The following is an 18,218-nucleotide window of genomic DNA, read 5'->3' as shown; positions in this document are numbered from 1 at the left end:
CCCACGTCAATCTGAATGATCTTATCTAGCAATCATTTAGGCATATTGTACATAATCAGATTGTTATACTTATCCGCATGTTTTTGTTCGTCCAGGATAATGCCCCATACCGTGTCTTTGTAAATACCGTAGGGGAGACCAAACCATATTTTTCTGTACTTCTCGACGGCGGAGAGCTCGCCCTGAAATGCCTTTTGTAAACCACCCAGATACGATGTGACGGTTTCCGGAGATTCGCTACTTACGCCCGTGATCTCATGACCTGTGAGGTCTTCGTACATCTCTCTGAACATCTGATTGTGACCACGCTCATCATCGCGAATGCTTGTAATAATCGCGGCTTGGTACGTATCCGGAGCCATACGAATGAGAGCATCATAGAACAGTTCATCATTTCGTTCGCCCTGAACAGCAGATTGAATGAGTCCGAGCGCTTCAGCTGTTGATGTGGCCCACACGGGAGTAAAGGGTTTTCGATAAAAATAAGGATACGTTGTGTACATACCAATACCTCCATAACAATGATGAGTTAAGATATGCACATATACCCATAAACGTAACCCGCTCTCTTTTGCTATGCTTCATGCTATGCCTGCACCAGAGCCCTTTAACGTTCGATCCGCTTAACGATATCGTCTCTAATCATGATTTTTATCAGCTTACTGTATCCATAGGCAATTATAAGCGCCAGGAAATAAGACCAAAAGGTCCAAAAGATATTCCATCCGTTAAAATAAACAACATGTCCCATTAGCTTGGAAATATACTCGATTAATGTTAACAAAAGCGCTGAAACAACGATACTCGGCCAAGGTCTGACGTGTTTAACAAGGATCAGATACATCATAATACAGCCCGTAACCGGATATATTCCCAGATCCATCGGAAGAGCCGCAAAGGCTTCATTGCGAGTGTTAGGTAGTATATTCCAGAAGAAATTGAAGCCAACACTATTAATACAAGTGGATGTAGCCACACCAAGCGGAAAATAAATCAAAACGAGTCTATAGTTCCGCCGTAAAATCCAAGCACCTATCAGAAGGGGGATGACCATACCAACGATCCAATTGCCCAGCATATCTTTTCCCTCCAAATTAAACTGTGATATCTAAACGAACTCTCGCCAATTAATCCGATTTTTTCTGTTCAAGGAGAAGATTCACTTTATCCGTAAGTGCTTTTAATTTTTGATCATAGTGCCTGTACGTATACCAGCCAATCACAGCTTTGATCGCAAAAAAGAGAACCGCAGCGATGACGACCAAGATGTAATTGTGTGCGATCTGTTTCAACCAATCATTGATGTGTTGCATTGTTTACAACCCCCGTCGCGTACATCTATCATCTGGTTAAGATGCCCATTACATCTTAAGGTAATTCATAAATGTAATAAGATTCTTTGTGTATAAAGTGTTGCTTTTTGTCGAAATCCATGCTACATTATCGATGTAAACGTTTATATTTGCATTAAACAACATCATATATGATTCAATTTGGCGTGTTACTGTTCGGCAGGCAAGGCTTAAATTGGGTGGTTTGTATATTTATTATACCCACCCAATTTAGGCCTTTTTTTATGCACAATTTCAGGGTGAGGTGTTTACATGAATTACAAAGAAACTGCTAAGGCTATCCTTGACAAAGTAGGCGGACAAGAAAATATCAATGATTTTCTCCATTGCTCTACCCGATTAAGGATGAATCTGAAAGATCCAAATCAAGCAAAAACCGAAGAAATTAAAGCCATGGATGGCGTCATGGGAGCCGTATACAGTGGCGGACAATATCAAGTTATTATCGGTAATGATGTAAGCTATGTATATAATGAACTTAAAGAAATGATCACTATAAACACAGAGGGGAACCCGGAGCCAAACAAGAAAAGAGATATGAGTTTTAAAGGATTGTTTGAAAGTTTTGCCGGATTGATTACGGGTATTTTCCAGCCGATCATTCCAGCAATCGCTGCGGCGGGCATGTTTAAAGCTTTGCTTTTGTTGTGTACATCGCTCGGTATACTTTCTAAAGAAAGTCAAATTTATGCGTTATTGCTTACTATCGCGGATTCAGCTTTTTATTTCCTGCCTGTATTGCTGGCATACTCAAGTGCACAGAAATTCAAAACCAATCCATATATTGCAGCCACACTGGCGGGGGTATTACTGCATCCTAAGATGATCACATTACTTGGCGGAGAAGTACCCGTGGAAATCGCTGGTGTTCCTGTACCTAATATCAGTTATGCGTCCAGCGTTTTACCCATCATTCTGACCGTATGGCTCATGTCGTATGTTGAGAAATTTGCGGATAAGGTATCCCCTGGTCCAGTGAAAATCTTCCTGAAACCTTTAATTGTCATACTTGTCATGGCACCACTGGCTCTCACTGTTTTGGGACCCATCGGTAACTATTTGGGTGTAGGTTTGTCTGATGGTCTATTCTGGATTCAAGGTAAAATTGGCTGGTTAACGGTTGTAATTTTGGCTGTATTCCTTCCGTTTATCGTGATGTTCGGCATGCACAAAGTGTTTTATCCCGTTATTTTCGCAGCAATGGTTTCACCTGGATATGAAACATTGATTCATAGTGCAATGCTTTCTTCTAACATGGCACAAGGCGCTGGAGCGCTCGCGGTCTGGTTCTTGGCTAAGGACAAGAAATTGAAGCAAGTTGCGTTGCCAGCCGGTATATCTGGATTGTTCGGTATTACGGAACCTGCCTTGTACGGAGTACATTTACGTCTGAAACGAACATTGGTAGCTTGTATGATTGGAGCGGGCTCAGCGGGACTGTTCGCTGGTATTGTTAACTTGAAGGCTTATGCAGCAGTAGGGCCGGGTCTTGCATCGTTACCTATGTTTATCGGGGCTGAAAATAACTTCACCTATGCCTTGATTACAGCGGCTATTTCTATCGTTGTTACTCCAATTGCCGTTTATTTCATCGGTTTTAATGATCCAGGAGTAGAAGATAATGCACAAGCTTCATCAAGAGAAGTTGCTCAAGTAGAAACAACTCCACCAGCTCCGAAGAAAGAGAAATTGAAATCGCGTTTGGTTGTCTTTTCTCCGATTGAAGGAGAGGCAATTCCGTTAAAAGCGGTAAACGATGAAGCGTTCTCCCAAGAAGCGATGGGGAAAGGTATGGCAATTAAACCAGCTAAGGGACAAGTTGTGGCTCCATTTGATGGCACTGTGCAAACCGTGTTTCGCACCAAACACTCGATCGGTTTGAGATCGGTAGAAGGCATTGAACTTCTGATTCACGTCGGCATTGATACCGTTAAATTAAAAGGACAGCATTTCAATGTTGTTGTTCAGGAGGGAGATATCGTGAAACACGGGCAACTTCTGATCGAGTTTGATATGGAGGCCATTGAAAAAGCAGGTTACGACACAACAACACCGGTTATTGTAACCAACAGTGGTGATTATCTTGAAATCCTTGGACATGAGCAGTCCGGTAAAATAGGAGCTGAGACACCACTTATAACCATTTTGTAATAATATGAGGGTGAGGTTCACCCTGAACAATAGAGGAGCATGGATATGAGAGTAGTTAAGGTTCTCAATACAAGTATTGTTTTGGCCAAGCGTAATGACAATAAAGAGGTTATCGCCATGGGCAAAGGAATTGGGTTCAGAAGCAGACCCGGGGACATCATTAACGAAAATGAAATTGAAAAAGTATACGTCGTTGAGAATGAAGGAATGTCCTCGGATATGACTGCACTGATGAGAGAGACGCCGGAAGAGTATTTAATTTTGGCAGACGAAATCATATCCTATGCTAAACAAGTATTATCAAGGGATCTCAGTGAGAATTTATACTTTTCGTTAACAGACCATCTTCATATGGCTGCCAAACGATTCAAATCCAATATTACAATACAAAATCGAATGTTATGGGAAGTGCAGAAGTTTTACCCGCAAGAATTCCTCATTGGGAAGCAGGCTTTGAAGTTTATTAAAGATAAGCTTGGACTAGACCTGCCGGAAGAGGAAGCAGCTAACATCGCCTTCCATCTGGTCAATGCACAGCAAACGGAACAGAACATGAGTCAGGTTATGATCATGACCAACACCGTGAAGGATATCCTTAATATCATTCGTATTCAATATGGAATTGAGCTGGACACGTTAAGTATTAACTATTCACGCTTTTTGACTCATCTGCAGTTTTTTGTTCAGCGATTATTGGAGAATACGATGCTTGAATCCAAAGATGATGAATTGCTTGAACGGATCTCTAGTAAATATCCGGAGGAGAGCAATTGTGTTTCGAAGATCAACAACTACATTGGTGCAAGATTTGAACGTTTTATGTCCAACGAGGAGAGATTGTATCTCATCATTCACATTAGCCGTGTGATGGACAGAGCGCATTAACAGGAGGATTATGATATGACGACCATCAGAACATTTCCCGAAGGATTTTTATGGGGCGGAGCAATTGCAGCGAATCAGGCTGAGGGAGCCTGGAATACAGCAGGGAAAGGCATTTCTACCGCCGATACGGCTATGAATAAGAAAAACATAAGTAAAGATGACTATAAAAAACAAAATGCTGTGAGCTCGGAGCAACTCGCGACAGCGCTTCAGGATCAATCTACCGTGAATTATCCGAAACGCAGAGGAATCGATTTCTATCATCGGTATCCAGAGGATCTTGCTTTAATGGGTGAGATGGGAATCAAAACATTACGCACGTCTATTGCCTGGACGCGGATTTTCCCGAATGGCAATGAAACGAATGCAAATGAAGAAGGTTTGCTTTTCTACGATCGCCTTTTTGATGAGATGATTAAAAATGGCATTGAACCTTTGGTTACCTTGTCTCACTATGAGATGCCGATGTATCTGGTCGATCATTATGGCGGATGGACATCCAGAGAGGTTGTTGATTTCTTTGTACGCTTCAGTACAACAGTATTCAACCGTTATAAAGATAAAGTGAAATATTGGATCACTTTTAATGAAATTGACGGCATTGTGCGTCATCCGTTCACCAATGGTGGCATTGTTCCGGATCGCTTCGAGAATGTTGAGCAAGCAGTATACCAATCGCTGCATCACCAATTCATTGCGAGTGCTTATGCGGTAAAGCTATGTCATGAGATCATTCCAGATGCCCAAATCGGTTGTATGCTGACAAGCCTGTTGCACTATCCTCACACATGTAATCCGCTGGATGTATTGGCAGCACACAAGAACAATCAATTTAATCTGTTTTTTACCGATGTGCAGGTGCGTGGCGCTTACCCAGGTTACATCGAGAGATATTTTAGAGAGCAGGCAATCATTATTGAAAAAGCTGAAGGCGACAGTGAGTTGCTGAAAAAGTACACGGCTGACTTCATATCATTCAGTTACTACAATTCCTTTGTTGCAAGTGCAGATAGCGAAGGTCTGGAAACGGTTAGTGGCAATACGATGGGCGGCGTGAAGAACCCTTACCTTCCTGTCAGTGATTGGGGATGGCAGATCGATCCGATTGGTCTGAGACTCGCACTTAACAATCTGTACAGCCGTTATCAGGTACCTCTGTTTATCGTAGAAAATGGTATTGGTGCTTACGATACCATTGAAGAGGACGGTACAATCAGCGATCCTTATCGCATTGAGTACCTGCGTTCTCATATTGAACAAATGCATGAGGCTATACTCGACGGTGTTGAAATCATGGGGTATACCGTTTGGGGAATCATCGACCTGATCAGCTACTCTTCTTCGGAAATGGAAAAACGTTACGGTCTAATCCACGTCGACCAGGATAATGACGGAAACGGCACGCTGGAGCGAAGACGGAAGGAAAGTTTCTTCTGGTACCAAAAATTGATTTCTAATAATGGACTTTAACTAGAATAGAGCAGGGGCTGTCCCAGCCATAATTATGACTTAGGGACAGCCCCTTTTCTTCTGTCATTTTGTACGGTTTAAAAGCATATTCAGATTTACATTAATCAAGTCGCTTATAAACAAGTAATTTATCCACATCGGTCAGGTTCTCCATATATTGAATCATCTCAAATCGTTCTTTGTGGGTGTGATCAAAAGGTGTGCCCGCAAGCAAGCGATTAAATTTCTGTTCAAGCATGTTCCAGCCAAATGGTGTTTCAATATCTCCTAAAGGTACGGGCATCCAACGTTCATGTACATGAGAATCATACGTTGTTATAACAACATGAGCAGCGCAAAAGTGGGTCGGATGATCAGCCAGATATTCCTGTACGTCATCATCCAGAGTTACCGTAATTTTTTCAACCAGTTCATGCACTTCCGGATCAGTGAAGCTATCGAATATTAATTCCTCCGAATCCATACGGCCATATTTAAGAGCCACGGCTGAAGTGAATTGCGTGCTGGCCTGTGCTCCGATGGCTGTCTTGGGTTTTGGATTCGTTAGTCGGTATACAAAGGAAGATGTCTTCACCTCAACAGACTTAATCTCCGAAGGCGTTAAATGATAATCTTCACGAAGTTCCAGCATGGCGTCAAGTGTAGCGTGTAAACCGCGCTGACAGGCATGGCGTTTAAAATAAATACTCGTTACTTTAAAATCGATTCCCAGCCCATTTAATACATCCCTTGTATCACAATGCCCGCTTGTACCTTTGAAGGCCTGAAAAAATCCATATCTTCCTTCTAATGCTGCATCAGGCCCCGTAAAACCACAGGATGCCAGTCTCACGGCTCTTAATCCGGTCAATGCGGCCCAGCCACTGCACAAAATTTTCCCCGATGTTCCATCATTCTGGTATTCAATCAAACCTCCTGTGAAAAGAGATGCAATCCCCATGGCATCTTTGGTCTGCTTGGTATCCGCATTGGTTAATTTGCATACCAAAGCCGCAGCTGCAACAGCTCCGCACACCCCGGTAGCATCAAAACCTCTTTCCCGATACATAAATGGATTAATAGCTTCACCTAACCTCGCATATACGTCATATGCTGAAACAATAGCTGTAATCATCTGTTTCCCATCGTTTCGGTGTAATTGGGCCATACTTAGTAGAAGTGGAACCAGCACAGAACCGGGATGACCCATCGCATGACGATACCCATCATCAAGATCTGCACAGCGCGCCATCATCGTATGGATAAAGACTGCATGGTCTGTACTCGTGCGAACATTCCGTTCACCAAGTAGTGAAACCAATTCTTCATTTTTAATAACCGAGTCTGCAAGAGTTGCATATTTCAGGATGCGTTCACTTGCTTCCGAGTATCGACCAAATATCATATTACCGTAAGAGTCCAGTATCACTTGTTTACCGACCTCAATCGCCCTCTCGGAGAGATCCTCATATTGAAGGCGAGTTACATAATCGGCCAGTTCAACAATCATCGTTTTCACAACAATTCACCTCGTTATTTTGACTTCCATCCACGAATGTATGGGAAGTTTACATAACAAAAATATATAGTTGGCACGCTGATGAACTCCAGCACAAGTTAACTGCAATCACTCAACTTTTGTATGCACAAGATGGCTTGAAGGGCAATATCGCTTCATCCGCTACTCGATTTGATGCACTTAAGGGTTGCAATAATGCTTGATTATTCTTTTCAGATCCTCAACGTATGAAGGAAAGATTTTGTTTCTGTGATAAATCAATGCGAGTGGGTGGAGATGGGCAAAATCAGCGATCGGAAATACATGAAGCGGAGAGTTGGTATGCCCGGACTCATTCAACGCCTGTATTCCTGAAAGGTACATCGTTAACGAAAAACTGGCAGCATAGTCCTCCGCACATAGAAGGTGATGAATGTCTGGTTGAGTTAATTCGTTAATGCAATATAAGGAAATATTACGTTCAGCTAGATGTTTATCGAGTAAAATACGAGAATTGAAGTTTTTCTTGTTAAGCACAAATGGAACATGTTGAAACAGACTCAGATCCGCACCTTGATTAAAGGTTTCGATACACTCGGGATACTGATCCGGGAAATAAAGCTTAAGCAGATTGTCTGAAATCACCATGTACATTTGTTCATGCAGAATCGTTTCATACTTTACATTTTGCGTCACGATGTTGTCTACACCCGAGAGAAAGAGATCCAGTGAATTGTTTAACACCATCTCCTGCATTTGCGGGGAAGTTGTACGATGAATTTCAAGCTGAACCTTAGGATGTAAAGTGCGAAATTCTTTTAACAGCTTCGGTACGATAATCGGATAACGCCCTTCGGTAATGCCAAAATGAATGGTGCCCGACTTATCCTCTTTCAGATCGGTGAGTTGGTTCTCCATATTTTGATCCAGCAATTCAATTTGGCGAAGCGTGTTTTGCATAATTCTCCCTGCAGGTGTCAGAGCAATTTTAGGTTTTCGTTCAAAAAACGCAACCCCGTGTTTTTCTTCCAGGCTTTTCAGATATTTGCTTAGGGACTGATGGGAAATGTATAGCCGTTTAGCTGCATTGGAAATGTTTAACTCCTCGGATAGAACCAAAAAGTATTTATAGTTATTCAGCATACTGACCTCCTGTGTTTCCTCTCTGTGACTTTGATTAACGGATGACATATACCAACAAGGTTAGGATCATCATACTGCAACTAATAGTTACATACAAGCAGTCTAAATGTGCTTTAGGGTTGCGGATATGTATGTTAAATTATGAATGTATCGCGGCATCTATAGCGTTGTAAGCGTGAGCAATAAGCAATTGCTTGCACTGAATAAAATAAACAGGAGGTTATGTGCGTGAGTAAAGTTGCAGTTCTTTTAGCAGAAGGATTTGAAGAAAGTGAAACGCTGACGATTGTTGATATTTTAAGAAGAGCCCATATCGAGTGTCACATGATTAGTACAGCGGGAGAAATGGTGCGCGGCAGTCACGATATCGAAGTGAAAGCAGATGCTCTCATCAGTAACGATGTTACAAATTACGATATGATCGTACTTCCTGGTGGCATGCCAGGAGCTGCCAATCTTCGTGATGATGAACGTGTGATCCAGCTACTTCAGGAAATGAACCAATCTGGCAAATATGTAGCAGCTATGTGTGCGGCGCCGCTTGCACTGGCTAAAGCAGGTATTTTGGAAAACAAAAAATTTACTGCCTATGTAGGATATGATCAGAAGATTCAAACGAGCGGTACGTTTAAAGAAGACATTGTGGTTCAAGATGGAAACCTGATAACAAGTCGTGGCCCTGCAACGTCTTACGCTTTTGCTTATGCGTTGGTGGATGCTTTAGGTGGAGATAGTATGGCTGTAAAGAATCGTATGGTATATTTCAATGCATTTGATGCTGAATAGGAGGAACTACAATGACAAAAAAGGTAGCCGTATTGATGGCGGAAGGTTATGAAGAGGGTGAAACACTGACGATTGTGGATATTTTGAGAAGAGCAGGTTTGACTTGTGACACTTTTTATTTTGGAGACTCGCTGGTGAAGGGAATGCACGGAATCTTTGTTAAAGCAGATAAAGCATTTGGCGAAGAGGTAAAGCAATATGACATGATCGTTCTGCCGGGAGGCCGTCCAGGTGGGCAAAATCTGAAGGAGAATCCCGATGTCATTCATATGGTGCAATACTTCAATGATAACGACAAGTACATTGGCGCGATGTGTTCCGGCACGGTAGTTCTGTCCGATGCCAAGGTCATTCAGGGGAAGCAGGTAACAGGTTATGTGGGATATGCAGAAAAATTGATTGGTGGCATCTTCAAGGATGAAGTTGTCGTAGCAGACCAAAACCTGGTTACAAGCCAAGGGCCTGCAACGCCTTATCCGTTTGCATACAAAATTGCAGAGATTTTCGGCAAAGATACATCTGACTTGCGTGAAAAGATGTTATACAACTTTGCCGGAGGCAAGTAAAGACAGCTAAGAGGGCGGGGGAATTATATGAAAACAGAGGAATTGGCTAAGGAAATTATCGCCAACATTGGACAGGATAATATTACGTATGCCACGCATTGTGCAACCAGACTGAGATTCAACGTCAAAGACGAGACTCAAGTTAACTTGAAAGCGCTTGATCGACTGGAAGGTGTCCTGCGAGCTCAGTTTAACAGCGGTCAGCTGCAGATCATTATTGGAGCAAAAGTCAAAAGCGTTTTTGACGCAGTCAGTGAAAAGCTTGATTTGGATAATCAGGACATCGAAGTAAAAGCAGTGCAACAAAAAAAGAATGTATTATCCCGAGTCGTAGAAACGGTTGCAGGTATATTCGGGCCCGTCATTCCCGTGTTAATTGGATGCGGTATGGTCAAGTCTGTGCTTGCGATCCTGACGACAATGAATCTTCTCGAAACAACAAGCGGCGCATATCAAACCTTTAACCTGATCAGCGATCTGATTTTCTATTTTTTCCCCTTCTTTCTAGCAGTCAGTGCAGCCAAGAAGTTTAAAACAAACGAGTATTTAGCTGTCGCTCTTGCCGGCGCTTACATGTATCCGACGATCATGGAAGGTGCTGCAAAAGTAGCAGAAACCGGCGTCACCAGCTTAAGCTTTTTCGGACTTCCGTTGTTGCTCGTGAACTATAAGTCAACGATTATTCCGATCATTATTTCCGTATGGGTTATGAGCTACGTACATCGCTTTGTAAATAAGCGTATACCCGATATGTTTAAAATCCTGTTCGTACCGATGATTGTGTTATTTATCATGGTTCCACTTGGATTGATTGTATTCGGGCCGATCGGAACCTATTTCGGTAGCGGGGTTGCCCAAATTGTAACGTATCTCTATACCGTTAATGGTGTGATTGGTGCCTTTCTGTTCGGAACATTCAGGCCGCTTTTGATCATATTTGGCATGCATTACGCGATTACACCGATTAACAGCCAGCTTATCGCAGAATATGGTTACTCGGTCATTTCACCTGCCAACCTGACAGGCAATCTGGCTCAGGCTGGAGCATGTCTTGGCGTATTCCTCCTGCTGAAACATAAAGCGAGTAAATCGAGTGCTTTGTCCAGTGGAGTAACAGCGATGTTTGGAATTACGGAACCGGCTATTTTCGGGTTCAATCTGAAATACAAGCGACCATTTATATGTGCAATGCTTGCCGGAGGGATCGGAGCAGCTTATATCAATTTCTGGGGCGGCGGAGCGACAGCCTTGATTCTACCCGGAATTCTTGCGTTGCCAACGTATATTGCCGATAGCTACATTCACATTATCATTGGTGTTGTCATAAGTATAACGCTTGCTTTGGTTGCCGTTTTAATCTGGGGGATTGAAGAGGACATTCCAGCTCCAGCAACAGTTAACGCTAGTAATGGAATGGTGAGTGCTGGAACGGCTAGTCCAACAGCGGCAACTTCTGAATCGTCAGCATCCACATCTGCAAATAAAGGAATTGATCGTGTAATTCGGCCTTCAGGAACGTTAATCATCGGATCTCCTATTAACGGCACAGTTAAGAACATAAAAGAGATTGACGATCCTATCTTTGCTTTAGGTAGCGGCGCGGCAGTCGAATCCATCGATGGCAAAGTATACGCACCATTTGACGGAAAGGTCGTCTCGTTGTTCCCGACCAAACATGCCATTGGACTAATGTCGAACGAAGGCGTTGAAATGCTTGTTCATGTAGGTATTAATACGGTCAAGTTGAAAGGTAAACATTTTAATTCTCATGTGCAGCAGGATCAGATCATTAAACAAGGTGATTTGTTAATTGAATATGACCATAATGCTATCCGTGCAGAAGGATTTGATACAGTAGTACCCATTATTATTTCAAATACGTTTGAATATCAGAGTGTAGAGCAGGTCGCTAAAGAAGATCGAATTGCCCAAAATGAGGCATTGCTGCGCATTCATGCTTAGAGGTGATGAGATCATGGACAAATTATCAGAACACTTCCTATGGGGAGGCGCTGTCGCTGCCAATCAAGTTGAAGGCGGCTGGAACAAAGGCGGCAAAGGCATAAGTGTCGCTGACGTAATGTCAGCAGCAGCGCATGGAGTTGAGCGGAGGATTACAGAAGGTATAGAGGAAAATGTATATTACCCTAGTCACGAGGCTAGTGATTTTTATACGAGATACAAGGAAGACATTCAATTGTTTCATGAGATGGGTTTTAAATGCTTTCGAACCAGTATTGCTTGGACAAGAATATTTCCAAACGGGGATGAGACGCAGCCGAATGAAGAAGGCCTGCAGTTCTATGATGACTTGTTTGATACCTGTTTGGCTTATGGAATTGAGCCGGTAGTCACCATATCCCATTTTGAAATGCCCTATCATCTGGTGACGGAATATGGAGGATGGCGTGATCGAAAGCTGATTGACTTCTATTTAAACTACTGCGAAGCAATCTATATGAGATTTCAAACAAAGGTCAAGTACTGGATGACGTTTAATGAAATCAATATGATTGTACGCAAGCCCTGGAAGCCAGGAGGAATTCAATGGTTTGAAGGAGAAAACAAACTGCAGACCATGTATCAGGCTGCACATCACATGCTGGTCGCTAGTGCCAAGGCAGTCAAACTCGGCAAAAAGATCAACCCGGACTTTATCATTGGCGGCATGTTTCTTCATCCAACGTCCTATGCAGCAACTTGCGACCCTAATGATGTACTCGCCCATGTCAAGAAACTTCAGCAAGCTTATTATTTTCTTGATGTACATGTCAGAGGAACATATCCGCGGTCATATTTTCGATTCTTGGAGCAACACCAATTGGAAATCGAATCTGCTCCGGGGGATGAATTGATCCTGAAAGAAGGAACGGTAGATTTTATCGGTTTCAGTTATTACTCTAGTTCAGTCGTGATGGCTGATCCAACGGATCAGGACAAGAGCGAGGGCAATGAAATCAGCGGTTATAAAAATCCTCTCTTGCCAGCCAGCGAATGGGGATGGCAGATTGATCCGGTAGGTCTTCGGATTACATTAAACTGGCTGTACGATAAGTATCAGATCCCCTTGTTTATAGTAGAGAATGGACTGGGTGCCATCGATGTGTTGGAAGCGGATGGAGCAGTACATGATCCGTATCGAATTGATTACCTGAGACAACATGTAAGTGAGATGAAAAAGGCCATTTTGGAGGACGGAGTCGAAGTGATCGGCTATACGCCATGGGGATGCATTGACCTTGTAAGTGCCGGTACGGGAGAGATGAAAAAGAGATATGGTTTGATCTACGTCGACAAAGACGATGAGGGAAACGGTTCTCTGAAAAGGGTACGGAAAGACTCTTTTTACTGGTACAAGGAATGTATAGCAAGTCACGGGGAAAACATATAAATCCTAAACAGCATATGTTAAAGATAAGCACTGTTTCGTTCTATAAAGACAACAGTGCTTTTTTCCAATATCCAAAAAGCTTTATCTTATAGATTAAGGCTTCTGGTTGCTTTTTCAACGCAAAATGTCGCAAAGTGTAGCAATTTATGTTGCAATGAGATGAACCTTTCTGTTTACAAAGAAAAAGGAATGTGAGATAAGCGCATATAATTGCAAAAACGGAAGAGGGTTTTAATGGCTTAAAAGAAATTGGCAGGGTCGTTGTCTCGATCCGTGATACGTTGGTGGAACGGACATCCCAGGAAAATAAGAGATGATTTCTGTATTGAAAAGGAATCATCTCTTTTCATTTATACAATGAATTGACAGGCTAAAACAAATTATAAATATATCTTTCAGCACATTCTTCTTTTCGGTAGAATAGAGTTATCTGATCTGTAATCTTTTTCCTTATTGATAACAGATTGGAAAAATGATTTGAAGGAGGAGAATGAATGAAATCGGCTGCTTGCAGGGAGAGGCAATTGTTGTACAGAAGGATGGGTGTGATGCTCGTATTCATCATGCTGGCCAGTGTTTTACTTGGGCCCGGCTCAACGGCTCGGGCTGCCGGGAAGACGATTACGTCCATGGAGTACTTTTCATCTGCTGACGGACCTGTCATATCCAAATCCGGGGTTGTCAAGGCCAGTTTCGGGTTCGTGATGCCTAAGTTTAATGGGGGTTCTGCTGCATGGAGCGAAGTGAACGGGGATTTAGGTGTTAATGTCAAGGTAGGAAGCGAGTGGGTGGATATTGATCAGGCGGAAGGCTTTACGTACAACCAAAACTGGGGACACTGGACTGACGCCGGCTTTCATGGATATTGGTTCACTCTCTCCTCAACCACCGATGTTCAATTGTATTCCAAAGCGAACGGAATAAAGCTTGATTATCGACTGGTCTTTCAAAACATTAACGAAACAACGATCACAGCAATGAGCCCTACACAGGGGCCTGACATCATTGCCAGCAGCACCGGAGGCGCCGGCTTTACGTATCCCACCTTTAACAATAATCCATCAGTCACCTATGAAGCCGTCGCTCAGGATCTCAAGGTGTATGTGAAACCGGTGCAGAGCAACACGTGGATTGATATTGACAATAACGCAGACAGCGGCTGGATTTACGATCAGAACTTCGGCCAATTCACTGAGGGTGGAGGAGGATATTGGTTTAACGTAACCGAGTCTATTCACGTCAAGCTGCAGTCCAAAACATCGGCTGTGAATATTATTTACACCATTACATTCAATGAACCTGTGCGTAATTCATTCGTAGTTACTGCCTATGAAGGGACAACTTTCACAGCAGATAAAAGCGGTTCCATAGGTATTCCGCTGCCCAAGATTGGCGGGAGCGCACCTATTGCGAAGGAATTACAAAATTTTGTATACCAAATCAATATCAATGGTCAATGGGTAGACTTAAGTAATAGTGGTCAAAGTAAATTTACGTATTCCGGCAATGGCTACAATCCGATTTCCGATGCCAATCAGTGGGGATACTGGGCCGATCATATCTATGGTCTATGGTTCCGACCTATTCAGGAAAATATGCAAATTCGAATCGGCTATCCGCTTAATGGACAACCCGGTGGAAACGTGGGCAGCAACTATGTGAATTATACACTCATTGGCAACCCGGATGCCCCACGTCCCGATGGTTCGGACCAAGAAGACATCTCTATCGGTACACCGAACAATCCGGCGATTGAAGGCATGAATCTGATTTGGCAGGATGAGTTCAGTGGTTCTGCGCTGGATACAAGCAAATGGAATATAGAAACTGGGTATTATCTCAATGATGATCCGGGAACCTGGGGGTGGGGCAATGCGGAGCTCCAGCACTACACTACCAGTCCCCAAAATATTTTTGTTCAGGATGGAAAATTAAATATCCGTGCAACACATAGTAACCAATCATTCCCTCAAGACCCGAATCGTTTTGCTAAATATGCTTCCGGTAAGGTGAATACCAAAGACAAGTTATCCTTGAAGTACGGGCGTGTCGATTTCCGTGCCAAGCTGCCTACAGGAGATGGCGTATGGCCTGCACTCTGGATGCTACCGCAAGATTCGGTATATGGCACATGGGCTGCATCAGGTGAAATTGACGTAATGGAGGCAAGAGGTCGTCTGCCTGGAACAACCAGTGGGACGATTCACTTTGGCGGGCAATGGCCTGCCAATCAGTATGCAGGTGGAGAGTATCACTTCCCTGCAGGACAAACTATTGCTAATGATTATCACGTATATTCTGTAGTTTGGGAACCGGACAACATCAAATGGTACGTGGACGGCAAATTCTTCTATAAAGTTACCAATCAGCAGTGGTCGTCTGCAGCTGCACCGAACAACCCTAATGCTCCATTTGATGAACCGTTCTATTTAATCATGAACTTGGCGATCGGCGGTAATTTCGATGGTGGCCGCATTCCGGATGCTTCAGATATTCCTGCAACCATGCAAGTGGATTATGTTCGGGTGTATAAACAGCAATAATGGTTTTAGCTTAGTCCGTTAAGTTAAATTAGCGAGAGCGAAATCGTGTAACGTAACATGATTATTAACGCTATATACCTGGGGTGAACTTCGGTTCACCTCTTTTTTGTACACGTAAGATAGGTAAAGGCCAGCACGTAATCATCGACATAGATGTCAAATAGTTGAGTTTTTTCTTTGTGCGAGTACATCGAATCCTAAAAATGTTGCAAACTGTAGCAATTTATGTTGCAATGAGATGAAACTTTCTGTTTACAAAGAAGAAGGAACGTGAGGTACGCGCATATGATTGCAAAAACGGAAGAGGATTTTAATGGTTTAAAAGAAATTGGAAGGATCGTTGCTTCCATCCGCGATACGTTGGTTGAGCGGACGGTTCCGGGTGTAACGACCAAAGAACTGGATGATTTAGCTGGAGAGCTGTTTGAGAAAGAGGGCGCCATTTCCGCACCCAAAAGTGAATATGACTTTCCTGGTTTTACGTGTATTAGTGTCAATGAAGAAGTCGCTCACGGGATTCCAGGGGATCGGGTAATCCAAGAAGGCGATATCGTCAACATCGACGTTTCCGGCTCCAAAAACGAATATTTCGCGGATACAGGTATCTCCTTTGTTGTCGGCCAGGGAGAAGAAGTGTTAACGAAAATCTGTGAGGTAGCCAAACTGGCTTTTGAAGCAGGATTGAAAAAAGCGAATCCTGGCTCTAAAAAGAGCGGCATTGGAAAAGCCGTATTCCTGACTGCCCGTCAGAATGGATTAACGGTTATTCGTAACCTCACAGGGCATGGGGTTGGACGTGCAATACACGAGGCACCGGATCATATCTATAACTACAATGACACATCCGATGATGAGTTGTTAAAAGAAGGTATGGTTATCGCATTTGAACCCTTTATCTCTACGTCCGAAGAAGAAGTGTATCAAAAAGGAGACGGATGGACGTTTGCTACGAAAAACAGCTATGTAGCACAGATTGAACACACGATCATCCTGTCTAAAAAAGGGCCTATCATTATCACTCTGTAACTATAGAGGTATCATCAGGTTTTGCAAAGGATATGCTTAAAGCCGATTTCATATATGGAATCGGCTTTTGCGTTGTGAACAAATTAGTGAGTTACTTTTTCAACAAGCGGTCTGTTCTGTAAATACAGATCCATATCCTTGCTAAAGCCATGCACAATCTGATCCGTAACGATTTTGGCAAGAACTCCGTTATACACCGTTCCGTTGTCGCCATAAGCCATAATGATATAACAATGCGGATAGGAATCATACTGGCCGATGACTGGTAAGCCATCATGTGTTCCCCCGTAAAAAGCTCCCAAATAATACTCTGGTTCCGCCTGAATATGAGGAAAAAGCTTGGTAAACTCGTGAATCAGTTTATCTTTGCTCGCCAAAATTTTGGAATCCCTTGTTTCGGCGTAGGCTGTATCCTTATCCATGCCACCGATAATAATGCGATTGTCCGGAGTTGTTCGCATATAAACATATGGACGTGCCGTTTCCCAGATTAATGTGCGTTTGTACCAGTTTTCTAAATCCGAGACTGGCTTGGTAATAACAGCGTAGGAGCTGGACAGGGTGGCATTTTTCTCTACTTTAAAGTCTTTATCTTCATAGCCGGCAGCAATAATCACATGTTTGGCACGAATCTCGCGACGATCCTTGGTGTAGAAGACAGCCGTATCATCGCCGAAATGTTTACCTGAAATTTCAGTTTCCTCGTAGATTCGAACACCTTCCGACCTGACTTTCTCGAGCAGTCCATAGACGAACTTTAACGGATTCATCTCCGCATCATCATGATAATAGAGCGCAGCCGGTTTAGAGAAAGGATACACACTTGTTATACGTTGCTCGTCCCAAAAACCTACGTTGAAACCATGCTTTTTCAGAAGCGCATATTCTTCTTGCAATGCCGGAATATCTTCCTGGTAACTCGCGTAATACAAGCTGTCACGCCTTATAAAATCTGGGTTGATCGGAAGTTCACTGCTGATCTGCTCAATGTGATGAATGGACTGCTCACACAATTTAAGATGACGAGCGGCTCTTTCTTCTCCGAACGTATGACTTAAGGAGACAAAGCTTTTCTCCCCGGCATATTGAATCAATGCAGTATTGGTACTTGTGCTGCCTTCTCCAACCTTACGCTTGTCTACAACAACGACAGATAATCCTTGATCACTTAAAAAATGCGCACATTGTGCCCCTGAACTACCCGCACCGATAATAAGAACATCACAGTTAATATCCTCTTCAAGCTTCGGATAGGAAGGAGGATTGCTTACTGTGGTTGGCCAATATAATTTACCGCTCTGCAGATCCATGTCGAATCTCTCCTTAGATATATTCGGTACGTAGTATAAGCACTTTGCTGGAAGTCAATGCAGAGAAGATGCTTCTTGCGGAGGAGTGTATTACGAAAGCTTTGAACAGTGAGTCATC

General features: G+C 43.0%; 15 protein-coding genes. 9 read left to right on the top strand and 6 right to left on the bottom strand.

Going from position 1 to position 18,218, the window contains the following annotated elements:
* Positions 1–32: 32 nt before the first annotated feature.
* From ACUTVW_RS08135 to ACUTVW_RS08125, 3 genes are all read right to left on the bottom strand, one after another.
* Positions 33–503 (bottom strand): ferritin family protein, encoded by a 471-nt coding sequence (locus ACUTVW_RS08135; protein ID WP_445645304.1) that lies wholly within the window; start codon positions 501–503, stop codon positions 33–35.
* A gap of 104 nt (positions 504–607) precedes the next feature.
* Entirely contained in the window at positions 608–1,078 is a 471-nt protein-coding gene (locus ACUTVW_RS08130; protein WP_445645303.1) for a hypothetical protein, read from the bottom strand.
* Positions 1,079–1,127: 49 nt separating this feature from the next.
* Positions 1,128–1,313 carry a hypothetical protein gene (locus ACUTVW_RS08125; RefSeq protein WP_445645302.1) on the bottom strand — a complete coding sequence of 62 codons (186 nt, stop codon included), beginning with the start codon at positions 1,311–1,313 and terminating at the stop codon, positions 1,128–1,130.
* 291 nt (positions 1,314–1,604) lie between these two features.
* Between ACUTVW_RS08125 and ACUTVW_RS08120 the strand changes: the two genes are divergently transcribed.
* The 3 genes from ACUTVW_RS08120 to ACUTVW_RS08110 are packed head-to-tail and all read left to right on the top strand — an operon-like array spanning position 1,605 to position 5,858.
* A complete protein-coding gene (locus tag ACUTVW_RS08120; protein ID WP_445645301.1) occupies positions 1,605–3,503 on the top strand; it encodes a beta-glucoside-specific PTS transporter subunit IIABC in 1,899 nt (632 codons plus the stop codon).
* A 45-nt stretch (positions 3,504–3,548) separates the two neighbouring features.
* The gene (gene licT, locus ACUTVW_RS08115; protein WP_445645300.1) at positions 3,549–4,388 is read left to right on the top strand and encodes a BglG family transcription antiterminator LicT; all 840 of its coding nucleotides are present in this window, start codon (positions 3,549–3,551) and stop codon (positions 4,386–4,388) included.
* 15 nt (positions 4,389–4,403) lie between these two features.
* Positions 4,404–5,858, top strand: a complete 1,455-nt coding sequence (locus ACUTVW_RS08110) for a glycoside hydrolase family 1 protein (RefSeq protein ID WP_445645299.1) — start codon at positions 4,404–4,406, stop codon at positions 5,856–5,858.
* Between the two features lie 100 nt (positions 5,859–5,958).
* On the opposite strand, the gene ACUTVW_RS08105 is transcribed toward ACUTVW_RS08110, so the two are convergent.
* Positions 5,959–7,347 (bottom strand): MmgE/PrpD family protein, encoded by a 1,389-nt coding sequence (locus ACUTVW_RS08105; protein ID WP_445645489.1) that lies wholly within the window; start codon positions 7,345–7,347, stop codon positions 5,959–5,961.
* A gap of 189 nt (positions 7,348–7,536) precedes the next feature.
* A complete protein-coding gene (locus ACUTVW_RS08100; protein WP_445645298.1) occupies positions 7,537–8,478 on the bottom strand; it encodes a LysR family transcriptional regulator in 942 nt (313 codons plus the stop codon).
* 228 nt (positions 8,479–8,706) lie between these two features.
* Between ACUTVW_RS08100 and ACUTVW_RS08095 the strand changes: the two genes are divergently transcribed.
* The 6 genes from ACUTVW_RS08095 to map all read left to right on the top strand — a co-directional run bounded on the left by ACUTVW_RS08095 (position 8,707) and on the right by map (position 16,790).
* Complete coding sequence (locus ACUTVW_RS08095) at positions 8,707–9,264, top strand: DJ-1 family glyoxalase III (RefSeq protein WP_445645297.1); 558 nt, start codon at positions 8,707–8,709, stop codon at positions 9,262–9,264.
* Between the two features lie 11 nt (positions 9,265–9,275).
* Positions 9,276–9,830, top strand: coding sequence for a DJ-1 family glyoxalase III (locus tag ACUTVW_RS08090; RefSeq protein ID WP_253494598.1), 555 nt, complete (start codon positions 9,276–9,278; stop codon positions 9,828–9,830).
* Between the two features lie 27 nt (positions 9,831–9,857).
* Positions 9,858–11,792 (top strand): glucose PTS transporter subunit IIA, encoded by a 1,935-nt coding sequence (locus tag ACUTVW_RS08085; RefSeq protein ID WP_445645296.1) that lies wholly within the window; start codon positions 9,858–9,860, stop codon positions 11,790–11,792.
* Between the two features lie 13 nt (positions 11,793–11,805).
* Entirely contained in the window at positions 11,806–13,221 is a 1,416-nt protein-coding gene (locus ACUTVW_RS08080; RefSeq protein WP_445645295.1) for a 6-phospho-beta-glucosidase, read from the top strand.
* Positions 13,222–13,760: 539 nt separating this feature from the next.
* Positions 13,761–15,764: a glycoside hydrolase family 16 protein gene (locus tag ACUTVW_RS08075; RefSeq protein WP_445645488.1), complete on the top strand. Its 2,004-nt coding sequence runs from the start codon at positions 13,761–13,763 to the stop codon at positions 15,762–15,764.
* A 285-nt stretch (positions 15,765–16,049) separates the two neighbouring features.
* Positions 16,050–16,790, top strand: a complete 741-nt coding sequence (gene map / locus ACUTVW_RS08070) for a type I methionyl aminopeptidase (protein WP_445645294.1) — start codon at positions 16,050–16,052, stop codon at positions 16,788–16,790.
* Between the two features lie 83 nt (positions 16,791–16,873).
* Here map and ACUTVW_RS08065 read toward each other — a convergent pair whose 3' ends face one another.
* A complete protein-coding gene (locus tag ACUTVW_RS08065; RefSeq protein ID WP_445645293.1) occupies positions 16,874–18,100 on the bottom strand; it encodes an NAD(P)/FAD-dependent oxidoreductase in 1,227 nt (408 codons plus the stop codon).
* Between the last annotated feature and the right edge of the window lie 118 nt (positions 18,101–18,218).

The organism is Paenibacillus sp. TSA_86.1, from assembly GCF_052691815.1.
Note: the sequence above shows the minus strand (reverse complement) of the source record. Positions and strands in the feature narration are given on the sequence as shown.